The following is a 17,582-nucleotide window of genomic DNA, read 5'->3' as shown; positions in this document are numbered from 1 at the left end:
CCTCTGCCATGAGGTCGGCTGGCGACCGCCGCCGTCACGGTCGAGCGCGCGGCATGTCCACGCGGATGCGCGCCGTGGCGGACTGACCGTCGCTGGTCCGAGCGACGATCTGGACATCTACATTGCCGACACCTGCGGGTGGTGTGCCTTCGAGCCTGCCGGTGGCCGGGTCGAAGCGCAGCCAGCCAGGCAGCGGCTGCCCGTTGGCCAGTTTGGCGCTGTAGGTTAACTGGACACCCGCCGGCGGGCTGAACAAGCGGCTGACTATCAGGCCGCTGGTCAGTTCCCTGCCCTGGACTTGCAGCAGGGGCAGGACCACGACGAGGCGGTCGGTCTGGCCGGTTCCGATGGACACGTTGGGCGCCGCCGACTGGATGGAAGAGTCCGTCTGGGCACGAGGCTGTGGGGAGGGCGGTGTCAGCCCGCCGACGGCAGACAGCCCAGCGCCTCCCGTGCCGAGCCCACCGCCCACACCAGCGCCCAGCACCGAGATCGACCCGGGCGGGCCCATGGGCAGGTCGGTGACTGTGGGCGAAGCCGGAACCACGGTGATGACGGGCTGCGTGACCGACGTGTAGGGCAGCGTCGTCGTCGGCAGGGTGACGATCAGAGTCTCCAGGTTCTCGGACTTGACCGCCGGCGATGGCTTGACCGTCAACACCCCGTCCACCAGCGTGAGCTGGTAGTTCTGCGCGGTCGCGCCGGTGATCTGGATGGGGTAGCTACCCGGGGGCACGCCAGCGCCGCTGGGGGCGGTCGGCGTCGCGTTCTGCACGACGGCGGCGGTGTCCTGGTAGCGCAGCTGGCTGGTGTTGACCGACCAGGTCAGCGCCGGGTCCTGTTCCCCGGCGGTCTTGACCTTGTCGTCGGCCGTGACGGTCAGCGGTGCCTTCGTCACGGTGAGCACACCGTCGCGCACGGTGACCACGTAGTTGGCGGCTCTGGCCTGGCCGGCGATGACGTGCGTGCCGGCGGTGGCCTGGGCGCCGGTGGGCGTGGTGCTGCCGGTGAGCTGCACGACGCCGGCGGCGTCGGCGTATTTGAGCTGGCTGGGGTCGACGCTCCAGGTCACCGTCGGTTCGGCGGCGCCGTAGACCTTGGTCTGGGCATCCAGGCTGATGGTCAGCGCCGCCTTGTCGACGCTCAGCGTGGCCGGCACGAACTGCGTGATCTGGTAGTTGGCGTTGGCGCTCAGCGTGCCCAGCGTGATGGCATGGCTGCCGGCCGTGGCGGTGGCGCCGGTGTCGGCGGCGAGCAGGCCCGACAGGCTGCCTGCCGCGGTATCACCCGCGACGAGGCCCTGGCCACCCAGTTGGTAAGTCAGTGCCGGGTCGGCCGCGCCATAGGTCTTGGTCTTGTTGTCGGCAGTGATGGTCAGGCTGCGCGGCGTGATGCTGGCCGTCGTGCTGGCCTGCGGCGTGACGGTGTAGTTGCCCAGGTCGGCGCCGGTCAGCGTCGTGGTGAGGTTGACCGTCTTGCCCGGGCCGGCATTCTTGTCGGCGAAGCTGCCGGACACGCTGCCGAGCAGCACCTGGTCGCCCGGCACCAGCCCCACCCATTGCAGGCCTTGCTGGCTGACGCTCGCGGCGAGCGTGCCGTCGTAGACCTTGTCCTGGCCCTGCAGGCCTTGCATCGAGAGCGCCTTGGGCGTGATGTCTGCGGCGAGGCCGGCGGGCTGCGTGACGTTGTAGTTGCCGGCGTCGGCGCCGCCCAGCGTATCGGCGGCGGTGACGGTCTTGGCGGTGCCCACGTTCTTGTCGGCAAAGCTGCCGGCCTGCGTCAGCGTGACGGCGTCGCTGCCGATGAGGCCGACCAGGCTGCCGCCCGACAGCGAGGCGGTGGTGAGGCCGTCGTAGACCTTGTTGGCGACGGTCGTGCCGGTGACGGTGAGGGCCTTGGGCGTGATGTTGGCCGTGAGGCCGGTGGGCTGTATGACCGAGTAGTTGCCGGCATCGGCCCCGCCCAGCGTGTCGGCGGCGGTGACGGCCTTGGCCGTGCCTGCGTTCTTGTCGACAAAGCTGCCGGCCTGCGTCAGCGTCACGGTGTCGCTGCCGATGAGGCCGACGAGGCTGCCGCCCGACAGCGAGGCCGTGGTGAGGCCGTCGTAGACCTTGTTGGCGACGGCCGTGCCGGTGACGGTGAGGGCCTTGGGCGTGATGTCGGCCGTGAGGCCGGTGGGTTGCGTGAGGCTGTAGTTGCCGGCATCGGTGCCGCCCAGCGTGTCGGTGGCCGTGACGGCCTTGGCGGTGCCGGCGTTCTTGTCGGCAAAGCTGCCCGTCTGCGTCAGCGTGACGGTGTCGCTGCCGATGAGGCCGACCAGGCTGCCACCCGACAGCGACGCGAGCAGCAAGCCGTCGTAGACCTTGTTGGCGACGGTCGTGCCGCTCACGGTCAAGGCCTTGGGCGTGATGTCGGCCGTGAGGCCGGTGGGTTGCGTGAGGCTGTAGTTGCCGGCGTCGGCACCACCCAACGTGTCGGTGGCCGTGACGGCCTTGGCGGTGCCCACGTTCTTGTCGACAAAGCTGCCGGCCTGCGTCAGCGTCACGGTGTCGCTGCCGATGAGGCCGACCAGGCTGCCGCCCGACAGCGAGGCGAGCAGCAGGCCGTCGTAGACCTTGTTGGCGACGGTGGTGCCGCTCACGGTCAGGGCCTTGGGCGTGATGTCGGCGGTGAGGCCGGTGGGCTGCGTGAGGCTGTAGTTGCCGGCGTCGGCACCACCCAGTGTGTCGGCGGCGGTGACGGCCTTGGCGGTGCCGGCGTTCTTGTCGGCAAAGCTACCGGCCAGGGTCAGCGTGACGGCGTCGCTGCCGACGAGGCCGACCAGGCTGCCGCCCGACAGCAAGGCCGTGGTGAGGCCGTCGTAGACCTTGTTGGCGACGGTCGTGCCGGTGACGGTGAGGGCCTTGGGCGTGATGTCGGCCGTGAGGCCGGTGGGTTGCGTGAGGCTGTAGTTGCCGGCATCGGTGCCGCCCAGCGTGTCGGTGGCCGTGACGGCCTTGGCGGTGCCGGCGTTCTTGTCGGCAAAGCTGCCCGTCTGCGTCAGCGTGACGGTGTCGCTGCCGATGAGGCCGACCAGGCTGCCGCCCGACAGCGAGGCCGTGGTGAGGCCGTCATAGACCTTGTTGGCGACGGCCGTGCCGGTGACGGTGAGGGCCTTGGGCGTGATGTCGGCCGTGAGGCCGGTGGGCTGCGTGACCGAGTAGTTGCCGGCGTCGGCGCCACCCAGCGTGTCGGCGGCGGTGACGGCCTTGGCGGTGCCCACGTTCTTGTCGACAAAGCTGCCGGCCTGGGTCAGCGTGACGGCGTCGCTGCCGACGAGGCCGACCAGGCTGCCGCCGCTGAGCGAGGCGGTCGTGAGACCGTCATAGACCTTGTTGGCCACGGTGGTGCCGGTGACGGTCAGCGCCTTGGGCGTGATCGTCGCGGCTTGTGTGCCCAGCGTCAGCGTGTAGTTGCCGGCGTGGGCGCCGCTGAGTGTCAGGCCGCCGAACTGCACCTGCGAGGCCAGCGCCACCTGGCTGCTGTTGTAGGTGGCGGTGGCGGTGCCGCCGATCGACACGGTGTCCAGCGAGTAGGGCATGCCGTCGGCCGTGCTGCCGCTGCCCGCGGCCTCGGCCGCCAGCAGCGCGGCCGTGCCGATGGGCGTCGCTGCGACGCCGCCGTTGTAGGCCCGGCTGGCCGCGACGGTCAGGCCGCTGAGCGTGAGGGCCTTGGGTGTGATGTCGGCCTGCACCGACCCGGCGCTGATGGTGTAGTTGCCGGCATCGGCGCCGCCGATCGTCAGCCCGCCCAGCGTGACGGACTTGCCCGTGCCGACGTTGCGGTCGGCGAAGGCGCCGGTGGCCGTGCCGGCGACGAAGACGTCGTCGCCGGTCAGCGCCTTGCCGTCGCCGGCGTTGGCGCCGCCGCCGCTGAGGGCCGCCGAGCCGCTGACCTGCGCGGAGGTCGTGCCGTCATAGACCTTGTTGGCCGCCGTCAGGCCGCCCACGTTGATGGCCTTGGGGTTGACCGTGAAGCTGCTGCTGCCGGTATTGACGGTGATCTGGTAGCCCAGCGACGAGGCGAACGTGCCCTGGCCGGTCAGGTTGACCGTGTAGGTACCGACCGGCTGGTAACCGGCGCTGGACGGCACGTAGCTGCTGCTGGTGAAGTTGAGTGAGCCGGTGGTGGCGGAGGCCTGGGTGTCGCCGTCGATGAAGCCGGTGATGTTCACGCCGGGCGTGGAGCCGGAGTCGCCGTAGGTGATGGACGAGCTGGCGCCGACCGACACGGTCAGCGTGGGCGCCGTGCTGTAGACGAACCAGTTGCCGCTCCCCGGTACGGCGCTGTAAGTCAGGTTGTAGTGCTTGTTGTAGCTGCTCATGCCCTCCGTCGTGCCAGAAGGCGAGGTGGAGTAGACGAGGTAGCGACCGCTGCCCACGCTCAGCCCGGTGTCGGTGGCGAGGTTGTTGACGAAGTTGCGGGCGGCGGCGACGACGAGGTCGCCCGAGCCGGTGCTGAGCGCCTTGTCGAGCACCACGTCGCTGCTGGCGCCGGCGGCCTGCAGCGTGCCGCCGCTCGTGAAGGCCAGGCCGTCGACGCCGTCCACGCTGCCCACCGTGAGGGTGCTGGCGGCGTTCTTCAGCGTGCCGGAGCCCAGCTGGCCGGCCACGGTGGCGACGGCGTTGCCGCTGCCGGTCAGCGTGGCCGTGCCGGTGCCGCTGAACAGCAACTGGCTGGCGCTGACGGTGCCCGACGCGCCTTGCGTGATGGTGCCCGCCGTGCCGGTGGCAAGCTCCAGGACGCCGGTGCTGGCCGTCAGCGTGTTGTTGCCCAGCGCCAGCGTGCCGCCATTGGCCTGCAGCGCCAGGCGGCGCCCGGTGGCCTCGCCGGAGGCGATGGTGCCGCCCAGCGTCACGCCGCCCGAGCCGCCCAGCAGGCTGACGTCGGCGTCCAGCGTGGCGCTGCCGCGCTTCATGCTGGCCTGGGTGAAGTCCAGCGCGGCGATGCTGGTAGCACCGCTCTGGTCGGTGCGGCCGAACTTCAGGTCGGTGAAGCCGCTGGATTGCTGAATGACGGCGCCGATCTGGCTGGCCGTGATGCCGAAGCCGTTGTTGTTGCCGCCGAGGGCTGCCGTCAGCGTCGGGTCGGCGGCGGCCACCTGCAGCGTGCCGCCGGAGGCGCCGACGAGCTGGGTGTCGCCCGCCAGCAGCAGGCCGCCGCCCTGGGCGGTGTAGCCGCCGACCTGGAAGACCAGCGACGTCGTGCTGCTGGCGCCGATGACGGCGCCGCTCTGGAAGCGCACGCCGCGGCCCTGGCTGCTGGCGTTCAGGCCAGCGTTCGTGACCGTGATGCCGGCGCCGCGCAGGTCGTCCAGCACGATGTCGCCGGCGGCGTTGCTGGTCTTGTCGGTGGATTGCTTCAGCGTGATGGCGAGCTGGCCGGTGCCGGCGTCCAGCGTGGTGCCGGCGCGCTGGACGATCTCGGACACGCAGCTGCTGCAGTTCGCATCCTGCACGCCCTGGGCCGCACCCTGGTTGGCGATGAGGCTGAGGTTGCCGTTGTCGGTCGTGATGTTGGCGTCGACGTAGACGCTGCGGCCGGCCTCCAGCGTGAGGCCGCCGCCGGCGCCGCTGGCCGAACTGGTGATGGCGCGGGCGATGCGGATGTCGTTGTTGGCCTGCAGCGTGACGTTGGTGCCGGCATTGAGCATGCCGGTGATGGCAGACGGCGTGATGACGATGTCGGTGGACGGGTTGGCCGAGAAGCCCAGCAGCCCGGTGGAGGTGCTGCCGCCGCTGGCGGTGTAGGCGCTGCCGTCGGGCACGAAGCGGCTGCCGTTCCAGTTCGCGCCGCCGGCGTTGTGGATGGGCGTGACGGTGCTGCCGCCCGAGGCGCTCTCGTCCACCAGCGTGGCCGCGTAGACGTGGTTGCTGTTGTTGCCGGACGAACTGTTCGGCGCGGCCCAGATCAACGGCCGGTAGGCCACGCGCTCGGCGCTGGTGACGGCCGTGGGCAGCATGGCCACCTGGATGTCGCTGCTCAGCGTGCCGCTGCCCACCGTGGAGGTGTTCTGGCCCAGGGCGCTCTGGGCCAGGCCCAGGATGCTGTTGCGCCAGCTCACCTGGCCGGCCGCGCCCTGGGCGCCGGACAGCAGCGTGACGGCGCCATAGCCGTCGACGCCGCAGTAGTCCAGTGCGCTCATGAAGAGCAGGTCGCCGGTGGCGGTGCCGTTGCGGGTCAGCGTCAGGAAGTTGGCGCCGACGCCGTCGCCCGCGGCGCTGCCGACGAGGCTGTTGCTGGCGCTGACGGCCGCACCCGTGGACGACTCGCCGTAGGCCCGGCCCGTCGTGCCGTCGACCCAGGTGACGGCACCGGCGCCGGCCCCGCCGCCGCTGCGGTCGTCGGTGTTGGTCCAGTGGCTGGAACGCACGACGTAGTGGGTCTGGCCGTTGGCCGTCACGGCCGTCACGCCGCTGACCACGGAGCTGATGTAGTTGTAGGCGTCGAACAGCGACGTGGCGATGCCGATGTGGTCACCCGTCGTGGAGCCGACCAGGCTGTTGCTGGCCGACACGGTGCCGGCCACGCCACCCGTGTCGCCGAAGGTGACCGCGCCGGCGCCCGTGGCCGAACCGTTGGACCACCACGGGCTGGCGACGGCGTAGCGGCCGCTGGCCAGCGTCGTGATGCCGCCGAACGCGAAGTGCTGGGCGGAGCTGGGGTCGATGTAGGCCGAGTAGGCGACCGCGTCACCGGCCACGGCGCCCACCAGCGAGTTGGTCGCGCTGACGGTGCCGCCCGCGCTGCCATCCTTGAGCTGGCCGTTGCTGCCGTTGATCCAGGAGGCCGCGCCCTTGGCGGCCGGGGCGGAGTACTGGTCCCACGCGGCGGAGGAGGCCCAGAACGGCGAGGCCACGACGGCGCTGCCGTCGGCGAGCGCCTTCACACCGCCCCAGCCCACGCGGTCGCCGTCCAGCGTCGTCACGCGGTCGGGCCAGTCGTAGTTGAAGCCCTTGCCCTCGATGTAGCGGTTGATGTAGTCGGCATAGTCCGTCATGCCCAGCAGCTTCTGGTTGGCCGTGATCTGCTGCACGCTGGTGGACGGCGTGCTGCCGACCAGGCTGTTGCTCGCCGAGATCGTGCCGGCCACGCCGGCCGTGCCGCTGCCCCAGGTGACGGCGCCGCGCTCGCTCCACCACTGCGAGTTGGATAGAACAAAGTTGCCGTTGCTCAGCTCGGTCACCCCGTCGATGGGGAGGCGGAAGCCGATGTAGTCGCCCGCGTGGCTGCCCACCAGGCTGTTGCTGGCCGACAGCACACCGCCGCTGGCGCCGCCCACCAGCTGGCCGTTGCTGCCGTTGATCCAGGTCACCGCGCCGGCCTGGGCCGCGCCGGTGTTGTTCCAGTTGGGGCTGGCCACCAGCACGTTGCCGTTGGACAGCTGCTGATAGATCGGCGTCACGTTGAGCACGAAGCCGGTGGAGACGCCGCCATAACCATCGGGCAGGACGGACAGTGACTGCGGCGTCGGCACCGAATAGTTGCTGCCGAAGGTGGCCGTGCTGGCCGTGGCCACATAGGGGCCGACCGGGCGCGCGGTGGTGGTGCTGGCGGCATTGCCGCTGACCGTGCCGGACGATACCGTCGGCGTGGCCCAGGCCGTCGTGGCCAGCGTGCCCAGGCGGTCGCCCACGGCGGTAATGGCGGTGTGGTTGGCGTTGTTGAAGGTGTCGGCCGTGTTGCCGACCAGGCTGTTGCTGCTGCTGACGGTGCCGGCGCTGTTGCCGCTGCCCAGCCAAGTGATGGCGCCCTTGCCCGAGTCCCAGAACGGGCTGACGACCAGGTAGCTGCCGCCATTGAGCGCGCCGCCCAGCAGGCCGACGTGATCGCCCGTCGTGGTGAGATAGGTGGTGACGTCCGTCCAGCTGACACCGCCGCGCGTCTGGTTGGTGGTGGAGACGCTGGTCACGTCCGACACGGCGCCCACCAGGCTGTTGCTGGCGCTGATGTTGCCGGCCAGGCCCGCGCTGCCGCTGCCCAGCGTGGCGGCGCCCTTGCCGCTGTCCCAGCCGGGGCTGCGCACGACATAGCTGCCGTCCGACAGCACACTGACCGCGCCGACCAGCAGCGCATCCCAGTTGCCCAGCGACGTGTAGTACGGCCCGTTGCCGCTGCTGTTGTAGTTGCCGCCGCGGTTGTCGCCGTAGTGCACGCTGCCGACGTAGTCGCCGGCATGGTTGCCGACGAGGCTGTTGGCGGACGACACCGCCGCGCCCGTGCTGCCGGCGCCGAAGGGCTGGCCGTTGCTGCCGTCCACCCAGGTCACGGCACCGTAGGCCACCGTGCTCTGCGCGCTGCTGCTGCGATTGCCCCATTGCGGGCTCAGCACGATGTAGTTGCTGCGCAGGCCGTTGGCCCCCGTGGCACCCACCGCCTGCACGCCGCCGGAGCCGACCGCCTCGAAGGCATCCGAGCCCACGAGGCTGTTGCTGCTGCCCACGGCGCCGGTGCGGCCCGTCGTGCCGCTGCCCCAGGTCACCGCGCCGGCGTTGACGGCGCCCGTGTTGTCCCAGTTGGGCGAGACCACGGCGTAGTTGCCGCCGGCCAGCTCGACGATGAACTGGCCGACCTGGTCGCTGGCGGTGGAGCCCACGAGGCTGTTGGACGAGGCCGCCACACCCGCCGCGCCACTGGCGCCATCACCGAAGCCGACGGCGCCGGCACCGTTGCTCCAACTGGTGGCGTCGACCAGGTAGTTGCCACTGCTGAGCGTGCGCACACCGCCGGCGAGGGCGCCGGTCTTGCGGGTGGTGCTGGTCGTGATGAGCGTGCTGCCGTTGTAGTCGTAGCTGGAGTAGGGCGTGCTGTCGCCCAGCGAGTAGGCGCCGATGCCGTCGCCCGCGCCGCCGATGCGGCTGTTGGACGCGCTGACCGCCGCGCCGGTGCTGCCGGCGCCGAAGGGCTGACCGTTGCTGCCGTCCACCCAGGTGACCGCGCCGTTGGGGCTGTTCTCCAGGAATCGCCCGGCCGCGGCGTTGCCGTTGCCGCTCCAGTAGGGGCTGACGACGATGTAGTTCTGGCCGCTGCTGCCCACGGTCTTGATGCCGCCGCTGCCGACGTAGTCGTAGGCGCTGCTGCCCACCAGGCTGTTGCCGGTGCCGATGGTGCCCACCGCGCCGCCGGCGCCCGCCCAGGTGACGGCGCCGGCGTAGGTGGCACCGCCATTGGTCCACAGCGGCGAGTTGACGACGTAGCCGCCGCCGGGCAGCGCGGTGACGAGCTGGCCGACGAGGTCGCCGGCGCCGCCGGGCGTCGTGGTGCGCCGGTTGGTGCCGCCATCGCTGTACTGGTAGGGCAGTGACGCGGTGCCGAAGCGCTCCAGATCCACCGGCGTGAACAACGGGTTCTGGGCCGTGCGCTGGCCCAGCACGTAGACCTTCTTGTTGCTGTCGCTGGCGGCCGCCGACACCGGCGCCTGCGTGCGGTTGGGCGTGCTGCCGAGGAGGGCCGTGGTGCTGGAGATCGCACCGCCGGAGGCGCCGTCGGCGAGCAGGCCGTTGCTGGCGTTCATCCAGGCCACGGCACCGCGGCCGTTGAACCAGGTCGGCACGCCGATGGCGATGTTGCCGTCGGCCAGCGCGGTGATGGTGGTGCCCGGGCGCACGACGTTGGAGCCACCGGCGTCCAGCACGTCGCCGCCGCCGACGCGGTCGTTGGCCGTGACGGTGACCGAGCCGGCGTTGTTGACCGTGAGGCCGCTGTAGGTGTAGCGGGTCAGGCTGTCGACGTTGGACGTGCTGCCGACCAGGCTGTTGCCGGAGCCGACGGTGTGCGAGCCGCTGCCCGTCTGGCTCTGCCAGGTGATAGCACCGGCCGACGCGGTGGTGTTGTCCACCAGCGCGTAGGCCCGGCTGGCGGCGGGCGAGGCGCCGCTGCCGCTGCTGTCTTGCGAATCGTAGGACGTGACGGTCTTGCTGGTGACGGTGCCGTAGTCGGGGCTGAGCACCAGGTAGCTGCCGGTGCCCAGCAGCTTGATGCCGCCGCTGCCGATCTTGTCGTTGGCGTTGGCGCCCCGCAGGTTGGCCAGCAGCGCGCCGGTGCTGCTGTTGAACAGGTAGGCGGCGCCCGTGGCCGTCGTGGCCCCGGTGTTGGCGGTGGGCGAGGTGATGACGACGTTGCCGTTGCCGAGCACCTGCACGGCACTGCCGAAGCCGTCGGTGGTGGTGGGCGTCGGGTCGCTCAGGTCCAGCGTGGCGAGCGCGGTCGAGGCGTTGTCGACGAGGATGTTGCGCGGGTCCAGCAGCAGCTGGCCATTGCGGCCGTCGCGGCTGGAGAGGTCGGCCAGGCCCTGGAAGACCAGATCCTGCTTGCCCGACACCTCGGCCTGGCCGCCGGCGCCGGCGATCGTGCCGCCGCGGGCGCTGAGGCTGCCGGCGAACAGCGTCTTGGCGTCGGACCAGACGACGATCTGGCCGCCGTCGCCGCGCGCACCGTTGGCATCGGCCCGCAGCACGGTGGCGGCGTTGATGCCCACGGTGGTCGCGTTGCCGAGGTCGCTGTCGGCGCCATGGAAGCCGCCGCCGATGCGCAGCCGGCCACCCTGGGCGCCGCTGGCGTCCAGCGTCGCGGCGCGCAGCTGCACGCTGGCCGCGGTCAGGTCGATGCTGCCGCCGCGGCCGGCACTGGATTGCGCGCTGAACTGCGCGGAGCTGTAGATCGTGGCGCTGCTGTCCGCGCCGGTGCGGCCCGTGACGGCGATGCGGCCGCCGGCCGTGGCGCCGTCGGCGACGATGGCGGCCTGGGCCGTCTGGATGACTGTGTCGGCCTGCAACTGCACCGTGCCACCCGCACCGGTGGCGGACGACACGTCCAGCCGTGCCGACTGGCCGACGTAGTCGCCCTGCAGCTGGATGCTGCCGCCGTCGCGCGCGGTGACGGCGCCGCTCAGGTCGAGGTTGCCGCCGCTGAGTGACACCCGGCCGCGCTGGGCCGAGATGCTGCCGCTGTTGCTGACCAGGCGCACGACGCCGTCCTGCTCCAGCATCTGGCTGGCGCTGTTGCCACCGGCCACGGCCTGTTGCAGCAGCTGGCGCGCGGCGCCGGCCGCGAGGATGACCTGGCCGCCCTCGGCCACCAGTGCATGGCGGTTCTCGATCAGCGTGTCCAGCGTGCTTGGGTCGACCTTGATGCCCAGCAACTGCGAGCCGTCGAGGTTCAGCGTCACCGCATCGCCGCCGGCCAGCGCCACCGTGCCCAGACGGGCGCTGACGACGCCCTCGTTGCGCACCTCGGGGGCCAGCAGCGCGACGTAGCCACCGTCGGCCGCCGTCAGCCTGCCCTGGTTGACGACGCTGGCCGTGCCGCTGCCGCGCGTGAAGCGCAGCCGGCCGGCCATGAAGTCCTCGTCCGACAGGTTCATCGTCGACGCCACCAGCCCGCCCACGTCCACCTGCGAGCCCTGGCCGAAGACGATGCCGTTCGGGTTGACCAGCAGCACCTGGCCGTTGGCGGTGAGCTTGCCGAAGACCTGCGACATGTTGCCGCCGACGACCCGGTTCAAGGCGACCGAGCTGGCGTTGGGCTGAAGGAACCGCACCTCGGCCTGCGCGCCGATGTCGAAGCTCTGCCAGTTGATGGCGGCCTTGGTGCTGCCCTGGGTGACGTCCAGCCGGGTGCCGGCCTGCCGCCATTGCGCCTGCCCCTGGGTCACGGAGCCGCCCTGCGGCAGCGCCGTGGCGGGCGGCGGCGCGGCCTGGGCCCAGGCCGACAGCGCCGCGCCGGCCAGCATGACGCCGGTCACCGCCTTGGCTGCACCCGAGCGGCCCTTGCCGCGGCCGCTCACGAGTTCTGCCACGGCCACAAAGCCGCCGGCGGCTTCACTCCACACGAGACGGAACGCACGATTCATCGAGCCAGGACCACGATTTGTCATGTCACACCTCAACGATTGCTAGCCGGGAAGGCAGGGCGGTGCGGGCGAGGGCCGACGGCCGCCTCAGAACCACTTGGACAGCGAGAGCAGGGCGCGTGTTTCCTTGTGCCTGCCGTCGGCGTCCTGCTGAGTCACGGGGTTGCGTGTGGGGTTGGCCCCGTGGCGGCGCGCCAGCGCCGCGCGCGCCGTGAGGCCGTCTGGGCCGTCCCAGCTGAGTTCCACGCCCGAGCCGCTCAGGTGAATGCGGTTGGGCTGCAGCGTGGCCACGTTGACGTTCTCGTCACGCCAGCCCAGGCCCTGGTCATGGAACAGGCTCGCGGCCCAGGTCGGCGCGAACTTGAACTTCCAGTCCACGTTCAGCAGCAGGCCCGAGTCCACGCTGGGCTCGGACACGCTGTAGGCGCGCACCGCGTAGGGGCCGGCGAGCTGGAACTTTTCCGACGGATCGAGGTTCTTGCTCGCCTTCTGGGCGGAGGCCGAGACCGTCAGCGTCTGCTGTGCGTCCAGCCGCTGCAGCCGCGTCAGCGACAGGTTGAAGTGGGCAAAGCGGCCGTTGCGTTGCGGCCCGCCGGCCAACTGGTCGCCGGCCAGGTCGGCGGCGTTGTCCGCCATGTCCAGCCGGCCGCCCACGCCCTGCGCGGCCACCATCCAGACACCGCCGCCGCCCCAGGCGTCGCGCCGGTCCAGGTTGAAGGACAGCGTCATGAGGTCGATGTGCTTGCGGCTCAGTTCCACGCCGGCCACGAGGTTCTTGAAGCGCTTGCGCTCCGCTGCCAATTGCAGGCTGGCGTTGCGCTCGGCGCTGCGCTGCAGCGGGTAGCTCAGCAGCCCGCCCAGCGTGCTGGCGTTGCCGGCGTAGCGCACGGTGTTCAGGTCGTAGCCGTAGTGCAGGCCCGAGGTCTGCAGCGTGGCACGAAGCCCGTCGCTGCCCAGCGGCATGGCCACCCCCACCCGGCCATAGGTGGAACCCTTGCTGCCGAACGAGGCCAGCGTCCACTGATCGCCCCGCGCCAGCGGCCCGTTCACCGCCAGGTTGACGGCCACGCGCGCCTCGCCGGTGGCACGGGCGCCCGTGTTGTCGAGCAGCGCATTGCCGCTCAGCAGCGGTGCGTCGGTCACGGCGGCGACGAGGCGTGTTTCGCCGGCCTTGTCGCCCGGCTCCAGCACCGACGCCGCGTGCATGCCCGGCGTTTCGTTGAGCAGCGTGACGGCGCGCTGCACGTCGTCCGTGCGCAGCGGCTCGCCTTCCTTCTGCCGGGCCAGCAGGTAGTCGCGGACCCTCGCATCGGGCAGCGCACGCGGCGCGCTGCGGTTGTCGATGCGAACTGCCGACAGGCGGCCCTCGGCGACCTGGATGCGCACCAGCCCCTGGCGAATCTCCTGCTCCGGCAGCCAGGCCCGCGCGAGATAGCCGCGCTGGCGGTAGGCCTCCACGATGGCCTCGGTTGCGCGTTGCAGCGAGGCCAGGTCTTGCCGTTGCCCCACCCAGGGCTTCAACACGCCCTGCAGGGACTCCGCGTCGATCAGTTGCGCGCCCTGCACCTCGAAGTGCTCGACGACAACGCCGGGCCCCTGGGTGGCGGGTGTCGGCCGGGGCGCTGCGGGTGCTGACAGGTCGGCAGGGCGCGCCGGCTGGGTGGCCCGCTCGGCTTCCCGGAGCAGGTCTGCGCCGGTGGGCGGCGTCTGCGCCCTCGCCATCGACACCCACAACAGCGCCGCACTGGCGGCCAGGGGGCTGAGCACTCGTCGGGCTCGATGCATCGGCGTCTCCGTCCTGTGAGTCGGATTGCTTGACCGAAGCCTCTCAGAGGGGGAGCGCAAAGCCAGACGGGCGCGCAGTGCGGCCCGGCGTGACGCAGTCTCCCTGCCCGAGGCTTGCCGGCACCGACCGCCGGTGGAGACCGTTCGATCAGCGGGTCATGCAGCCCTGGTTCTTCAACGTGGCGAACTCATCGTAGTGCCGCATTTGGCGTGCCGACAAGCCGTTTTGTCGGCAAGTCCGCCGCAACATCAACGGCACTTGTCGAATGTCAAGGAAGTCTGTAGGTCAGTTGCGGCATCGGCAAAACGCTGGCGCTGACCATCGCCTTGGAGGCCGGCGACATGAGCCGCTTCGCCAGCGCCGGCAACTTCGCCTCCTACGCCCGCACCGTGAGCAGCCGGCGCGAGTCCAACGGCAAGAAGAAAGGCGACGGCAACGCCAAGTGCGGCAACAAACACCTGGCCTGGGCCTTCATCGAAGCCGCGCACTTCGCGGTGCGCTACGACGACACGATCCGGCGCTGGTTCCAGAAGAAGTGCGCCAGCAGCCTGCAGGTCGTGGCCATCAAGGCCGTGGCGCACAAGTTGGCGCGGGCCTGCTTTCATGTGATGAAGACGGGCACGCCGTTCGACGCGGCCAAGGCGTTTGGATGAGAAAGATCGGGTGATCCACGGGACGACGCGGGACAGGCCGAATGGGGGTTGGTTCACAACCAAGAGACCTGAATGCCTGCCCGCGTCGATCCCGCCCCAAAGTTGAAGGCGTTCGCAGCGCCCGCAGCCTGAGCCAGATGGGGTTGGAGCGTGCCGCGCGTGGTTGCCACGAGCACGCAGCCACAAGACCTGTGCGAGGCGCGTCGCGCCCCGCAATGAGTGGACGGGCTGGGGAACAGACGGCTTTCTGGAGCGGCGAGCGCGGCGGCCAACTGCCGAGTTCAAAGCCTTGATCCCGATGGGTGACTGGTGCGCTGCGGCGCAACCAATGCTTTGAGAGCCCAGTGCGCGGCGAGTTCGACGACGGGGAATGCTGTCTTGGAGGAAAAAGGTGCGCTCTTGCGGTGCGGGGGCGTGTGTTTGCGGCCTGCTCTATACAGACTCATGTCGCCAGACCGGGAACGCCAATGCAAAACCTTCCTCTTCGAGCGAATCGACCATTGCGTTGATTTCATCGCACTCTGCCTCTGCCGGCACATCGATGGCGAACATCGAGAACTTCTCGAAGCTCACCAATGAACATCCCAGTTCGAGCAATCGCTTCTCCGGCAGTGAGAAGTCAAGGGAATCGTTGTTCAACACCCGGACCAGTGAGTGCCCTGACGACTTCACCAGTTCGAACTCGAAAATCTGCCCGTTGACTGGGTCATGCTGGGCTCGGAACACATCACCGACCGCCAGACCTCGAATGAAGAGCGGAACGCTCTTGAGTGCGTACAGCTCTCCGTCTCGCTCGCACCAAACGCCTTCTGCCGCAACAGGCGGCCAGCCATCGTCAACATCCAAGGCAAAAAGCAGCTTCTCCATGATCGTTCGCTTCAGGCCGTCAGATGGGCCTGAAATAGTAAGTCGTCGAACACGGTGACCCATCCGTCATCAACGCGTGATTAGGAATATAGCCCGCCCTCTGCCACCCCAGCCGCTCATAGAGCCGCGACGCGTCGTTGCCGGTGCCGGTGTCCAGCACCAGCGTCGTCCTGCCCAGCTCACGCGCTTTCACCTCCAGCGCACGCAGCAACCGCTCGGCCACGCCCTGCCGGCGAGCGCGGCGGTGCACCAGCATCTTGGACACATCGGCGCGGTGCGGCTGGTTGTCGGGCATGTCGGTGACGAGAGACACCAAATTCGGGGTCTCAAATTTAAACCCGCCCCCGCCAAAATCCTCTGAATTTCACACCATGGCCCGCCCTTCGCCTCAAGCGCGTGGGTCCTCCGGGCAAAATATTGCTTGGTTCGGAAAGATGGGGTTTAAATTTGAGGCCCGATCCCGAATTTGCCACGTCCTAAAAGATGCTTCGACCGTGATTATTATTATCCAACTGGATCGGAGGTTAAGCGCGATGCAAGAATTTCCAAGGAACTGATTCCACTGTATTGCCCTGGGTTGGTTGAAGGGCCACCGTTAGGGTTTTTGTACATCTTCCAGGAGGTTGCAATAAGCTCTTTGAAGGAAATATTTCCTTCGAGCTGGCCTGAAACATCCTTAAAGTTATAAATTGTCGAATTTCCCGTAAAGGCATTTTTCGATACAAAGGCCGAATTAGCTGCAGTTGTTTCCAGATACGCTGTTGCGGCGCCCATGTATGAAGCCACAGCCTGTGCTAGCTTGGTATCATTATTCAGAATATTTTCCATGGCCGCCTTGTCGGCAGCCTGCACATCACCAACCACATGCAACTTACCTTCTTTGATGGTGACATCCCAATTGGACGCTGCCAAGTCTGGCCGAGCGGCAGCAAGCGAACTCTGAAACTTTTTCAACCGTGCTTCGATGGTCTTGATGCTCTCATCAGCCGTCAGAGAAGCACTGGTTTTAGTGTTCCATTTCTCGTAAACCACCTTGGAATCTCCCAATTCCAAGGCCGCGCCCGTCAGAGTGACCGGCGTAGATGAGTTCTGGTAGTGCTCGTACCCAGCGGCGAGGGCGGCACTCTCGGCTGCAGAGCGGCCTTCAGCTCCAGCAGTAGGCGCTGCGCTGGTTGCTGTCCGAACGATAGAAGGGGACAGGGCTACGATGTTCATGATGCTCCATGCCTGCGGAAGGCGAGGCATGGATGCTCTTCGGCAGCTTCTGCCATGTTCTGAACCCCAGCGCCGCCAAATGCGCATTTGCACAGTTCTTTAACAATCGCGCCCTGAACCGTCGAGCTGCCCACAGCACACCAGGCTGAGCCGGGGCTCGGTGCTGCTCAACCTCAGGAATTCGTGGGTAAGTCTAAAATTTAAACCCCTCCACCCCGAAATCCACTAGATTTCGCCCATGGTCCGCTAAGGGTTTTCCGTTTGGTGCGCCCAGCCATGGCATTTCTCGGTCCAGCCACACGGTCAGCGGGGCGCGCGACTTCAGCGTCGTGTTGTATTCGGCCCAGCTGGTCTTGCGGTAGCGCACTCGCGCCTTTTTCTCTTCAGCGATACCGACAGCCCAACTCTTCGGACGGGCAGTTTTGCAACAAAGCCGTCGATCAGTCGATCTGGCGGAAACGGTAACCCTTGCTGCGCATGCAAAGGGTGATCACTTCCGCCTGGTCGGAGGATGAGAGTTTGTTGATTTTCACTTGATAGCCGCACTCTGCCAGTGCATTGTCTTTCTCGTGATTTGTTACATTATCTTTGACCCAGTCAAACTTGGGGGAGGCTGCGCAAGCCGCCAGCAGCGCAGGTAGTACACACAAAGCCAGCAGTTTTTTACACATCGGTTTCAACCCTCAAAGACACACTCACTGTTAAAACAGATAAAGGCCGTCCAAGGCCTGTCATCAACGGATTTTTCAGTCTAGCTGATGGGTGCGTTAGCCGATATTCAAATCAAGCCTTGGATATTTAAATTACCTGGGCTTACGAACGACACGTCCTGGCGTCACCAGGCCAGGCTCAGCGCGCTCCCAGGCAGCGCGCCATCGCCAAGGCGCGCGCGAACAGGCGGCGGTCGCCAGGGGGGCACCACCCGGTGATGCGGCCAGCGTCGCCCGCGCACCCGCTGATCAGCCCCAGCACCGCGCTCATCGGCGTGGGGCCCAGCGCGGACAGCCAGGCCAAGTCAGAGGCAGCCGGGCCGGGAAAGGGTGGGGGTCACCGCGTGCGGGCTGACGTTGATCAACCGCTCCCCGGGGAGTTGAAGCCCGATTGCCAGCACCCGCTCGATCAGAGCTGCCATGAGGTTGTGGCCATCGACCGCGCCGTCAGGCCGTCGGGC

7 protein-coding genes and 1 pseudogene are annotated in these 17,582 nt (G+C 68.6%); 1 reads left to right on the top strand and 7 read right to left on the bottom strand.

The features are described 5' to 3' along the window. Positions 1-34 precede the first annotated feature (34 nt). A complete protein-coding gene (locus ACG00X_RS05105; RefSeq protein WP_394486919.1) occupies positions 35-11,890 on the bottom strand; it encodes a YDG domain-containing protein in 11,856 nt (3,951 codons plus the stop codon). An 87-nt stretch (positions 11,891-11,977) separates the two neighbouring features. Then, positions 11,978-13,675: a ShlB/FhaC/HecB family hemolysin secretion/activation protein gene (locus tag ACG00X_RS05100; RefSeq protein WP_394486918.1), complete on the bottom strand. Its 1,698-nt coding sequence runs from the start codon at positions 13,673-13,675 to the stop codon at positions 11,978-11,980. A 297-nt stretch (positions 13,676-13,972) separates the two neighbouring features. Between ACG00X_RS05100 and ACG00X_RS05095 the strand changes: the two genes are divergently transcribed. Beyond that, the gene (locus ACG00X_RS05095; protein ID WP_394487130.1) at positions 13,973-14,329 is read left to right on the top strand and encodes a transposase; all 357 of its coding nucleotides are present in this window, start codon (positions 13,973-13,975) and stop codon (positions 14,327-14,329) included. Positions 14,330-14,761: 432 nt separating this feature from the next. Here ACG00X_RS05095 and ACG00X_RS05090 read toward each other — a convergent pair whose 3' ends face one another. From ACG00X_RS05090 to ACG00X_RS05070, 5 genes and pseudogenes are all read right to left on the bottom strand, one after another. Then, positions 14,762-15,196 (bottom strand): DUF4265 domain-containing protein, encoded by a 435-nt coding sequence (locus tag ACG00X_RS05090; RefSeq protein ID WP_394486917.1) that lies wholly within the window; start codon positions 15,194-15,196, stop codon positions 14,762-14,764. Between the two features lie 19 nt (positions 15,197-15,215). Continuing rightward, positions 15,216-15,491: pseudogene (locus ACG00X_RS05085) on the bottom strand (GNAT family N-acetyltransferase); the annotation flags it as partial. 209 nt (positions 15,492-15,700) lie between these two features. Next, positions 15,701-16,411, bottom strand: coding sequence for a hypothetical protein (locus ACG00X_RS05080; protein WP_394486916.1), 711 nt, complete (start codon positions 16,409-16,411; stop codon positions 15,701-15,703). Positions 16,412-16,851: 440 nt separating this feature from the next. After that, the gene (locus ACG00X_RS05075) at positions 16,852-17,082 is read right to left on the bottom strand and encodes a hypothetical protein (RefSeq protein WP_394486915.1); all 231 of its coding nucleotides are present in this window, start codon (positions 17,080-17,082) and stop codon (positions 16,852-16,854) included. 178 nt (positions 17,083-17,260) lie between these two features. Continuing rightward, on the bottom strand, positions 17,261-17,425 hold the full coding sequence (locus ACG00X_RS05070; RefSeq protein WP_394486914.1) for a hypothetical protein: 165 nt from the start codon (positions 17,423-17,425) through the stop codon (positions 17,261-17,263). Positions 17,426-17,582 lie beyond the last annotated feature (157 nt).

It is taken from the genome of Pelomonas nitida, assembly GCF_043555975.1.
In the GTDB taxonomy this organism is placed as follows: domain Bacteria; phylum Pseudomonadota; class Gammaproteobacteria; order Burkholderiales; family Burkholderiaceae_C; genus Pelomonas; species Pelomonas nitida.
This window is presented reverse-complemented; position numbering and strand designations above follow the sequence as displayed.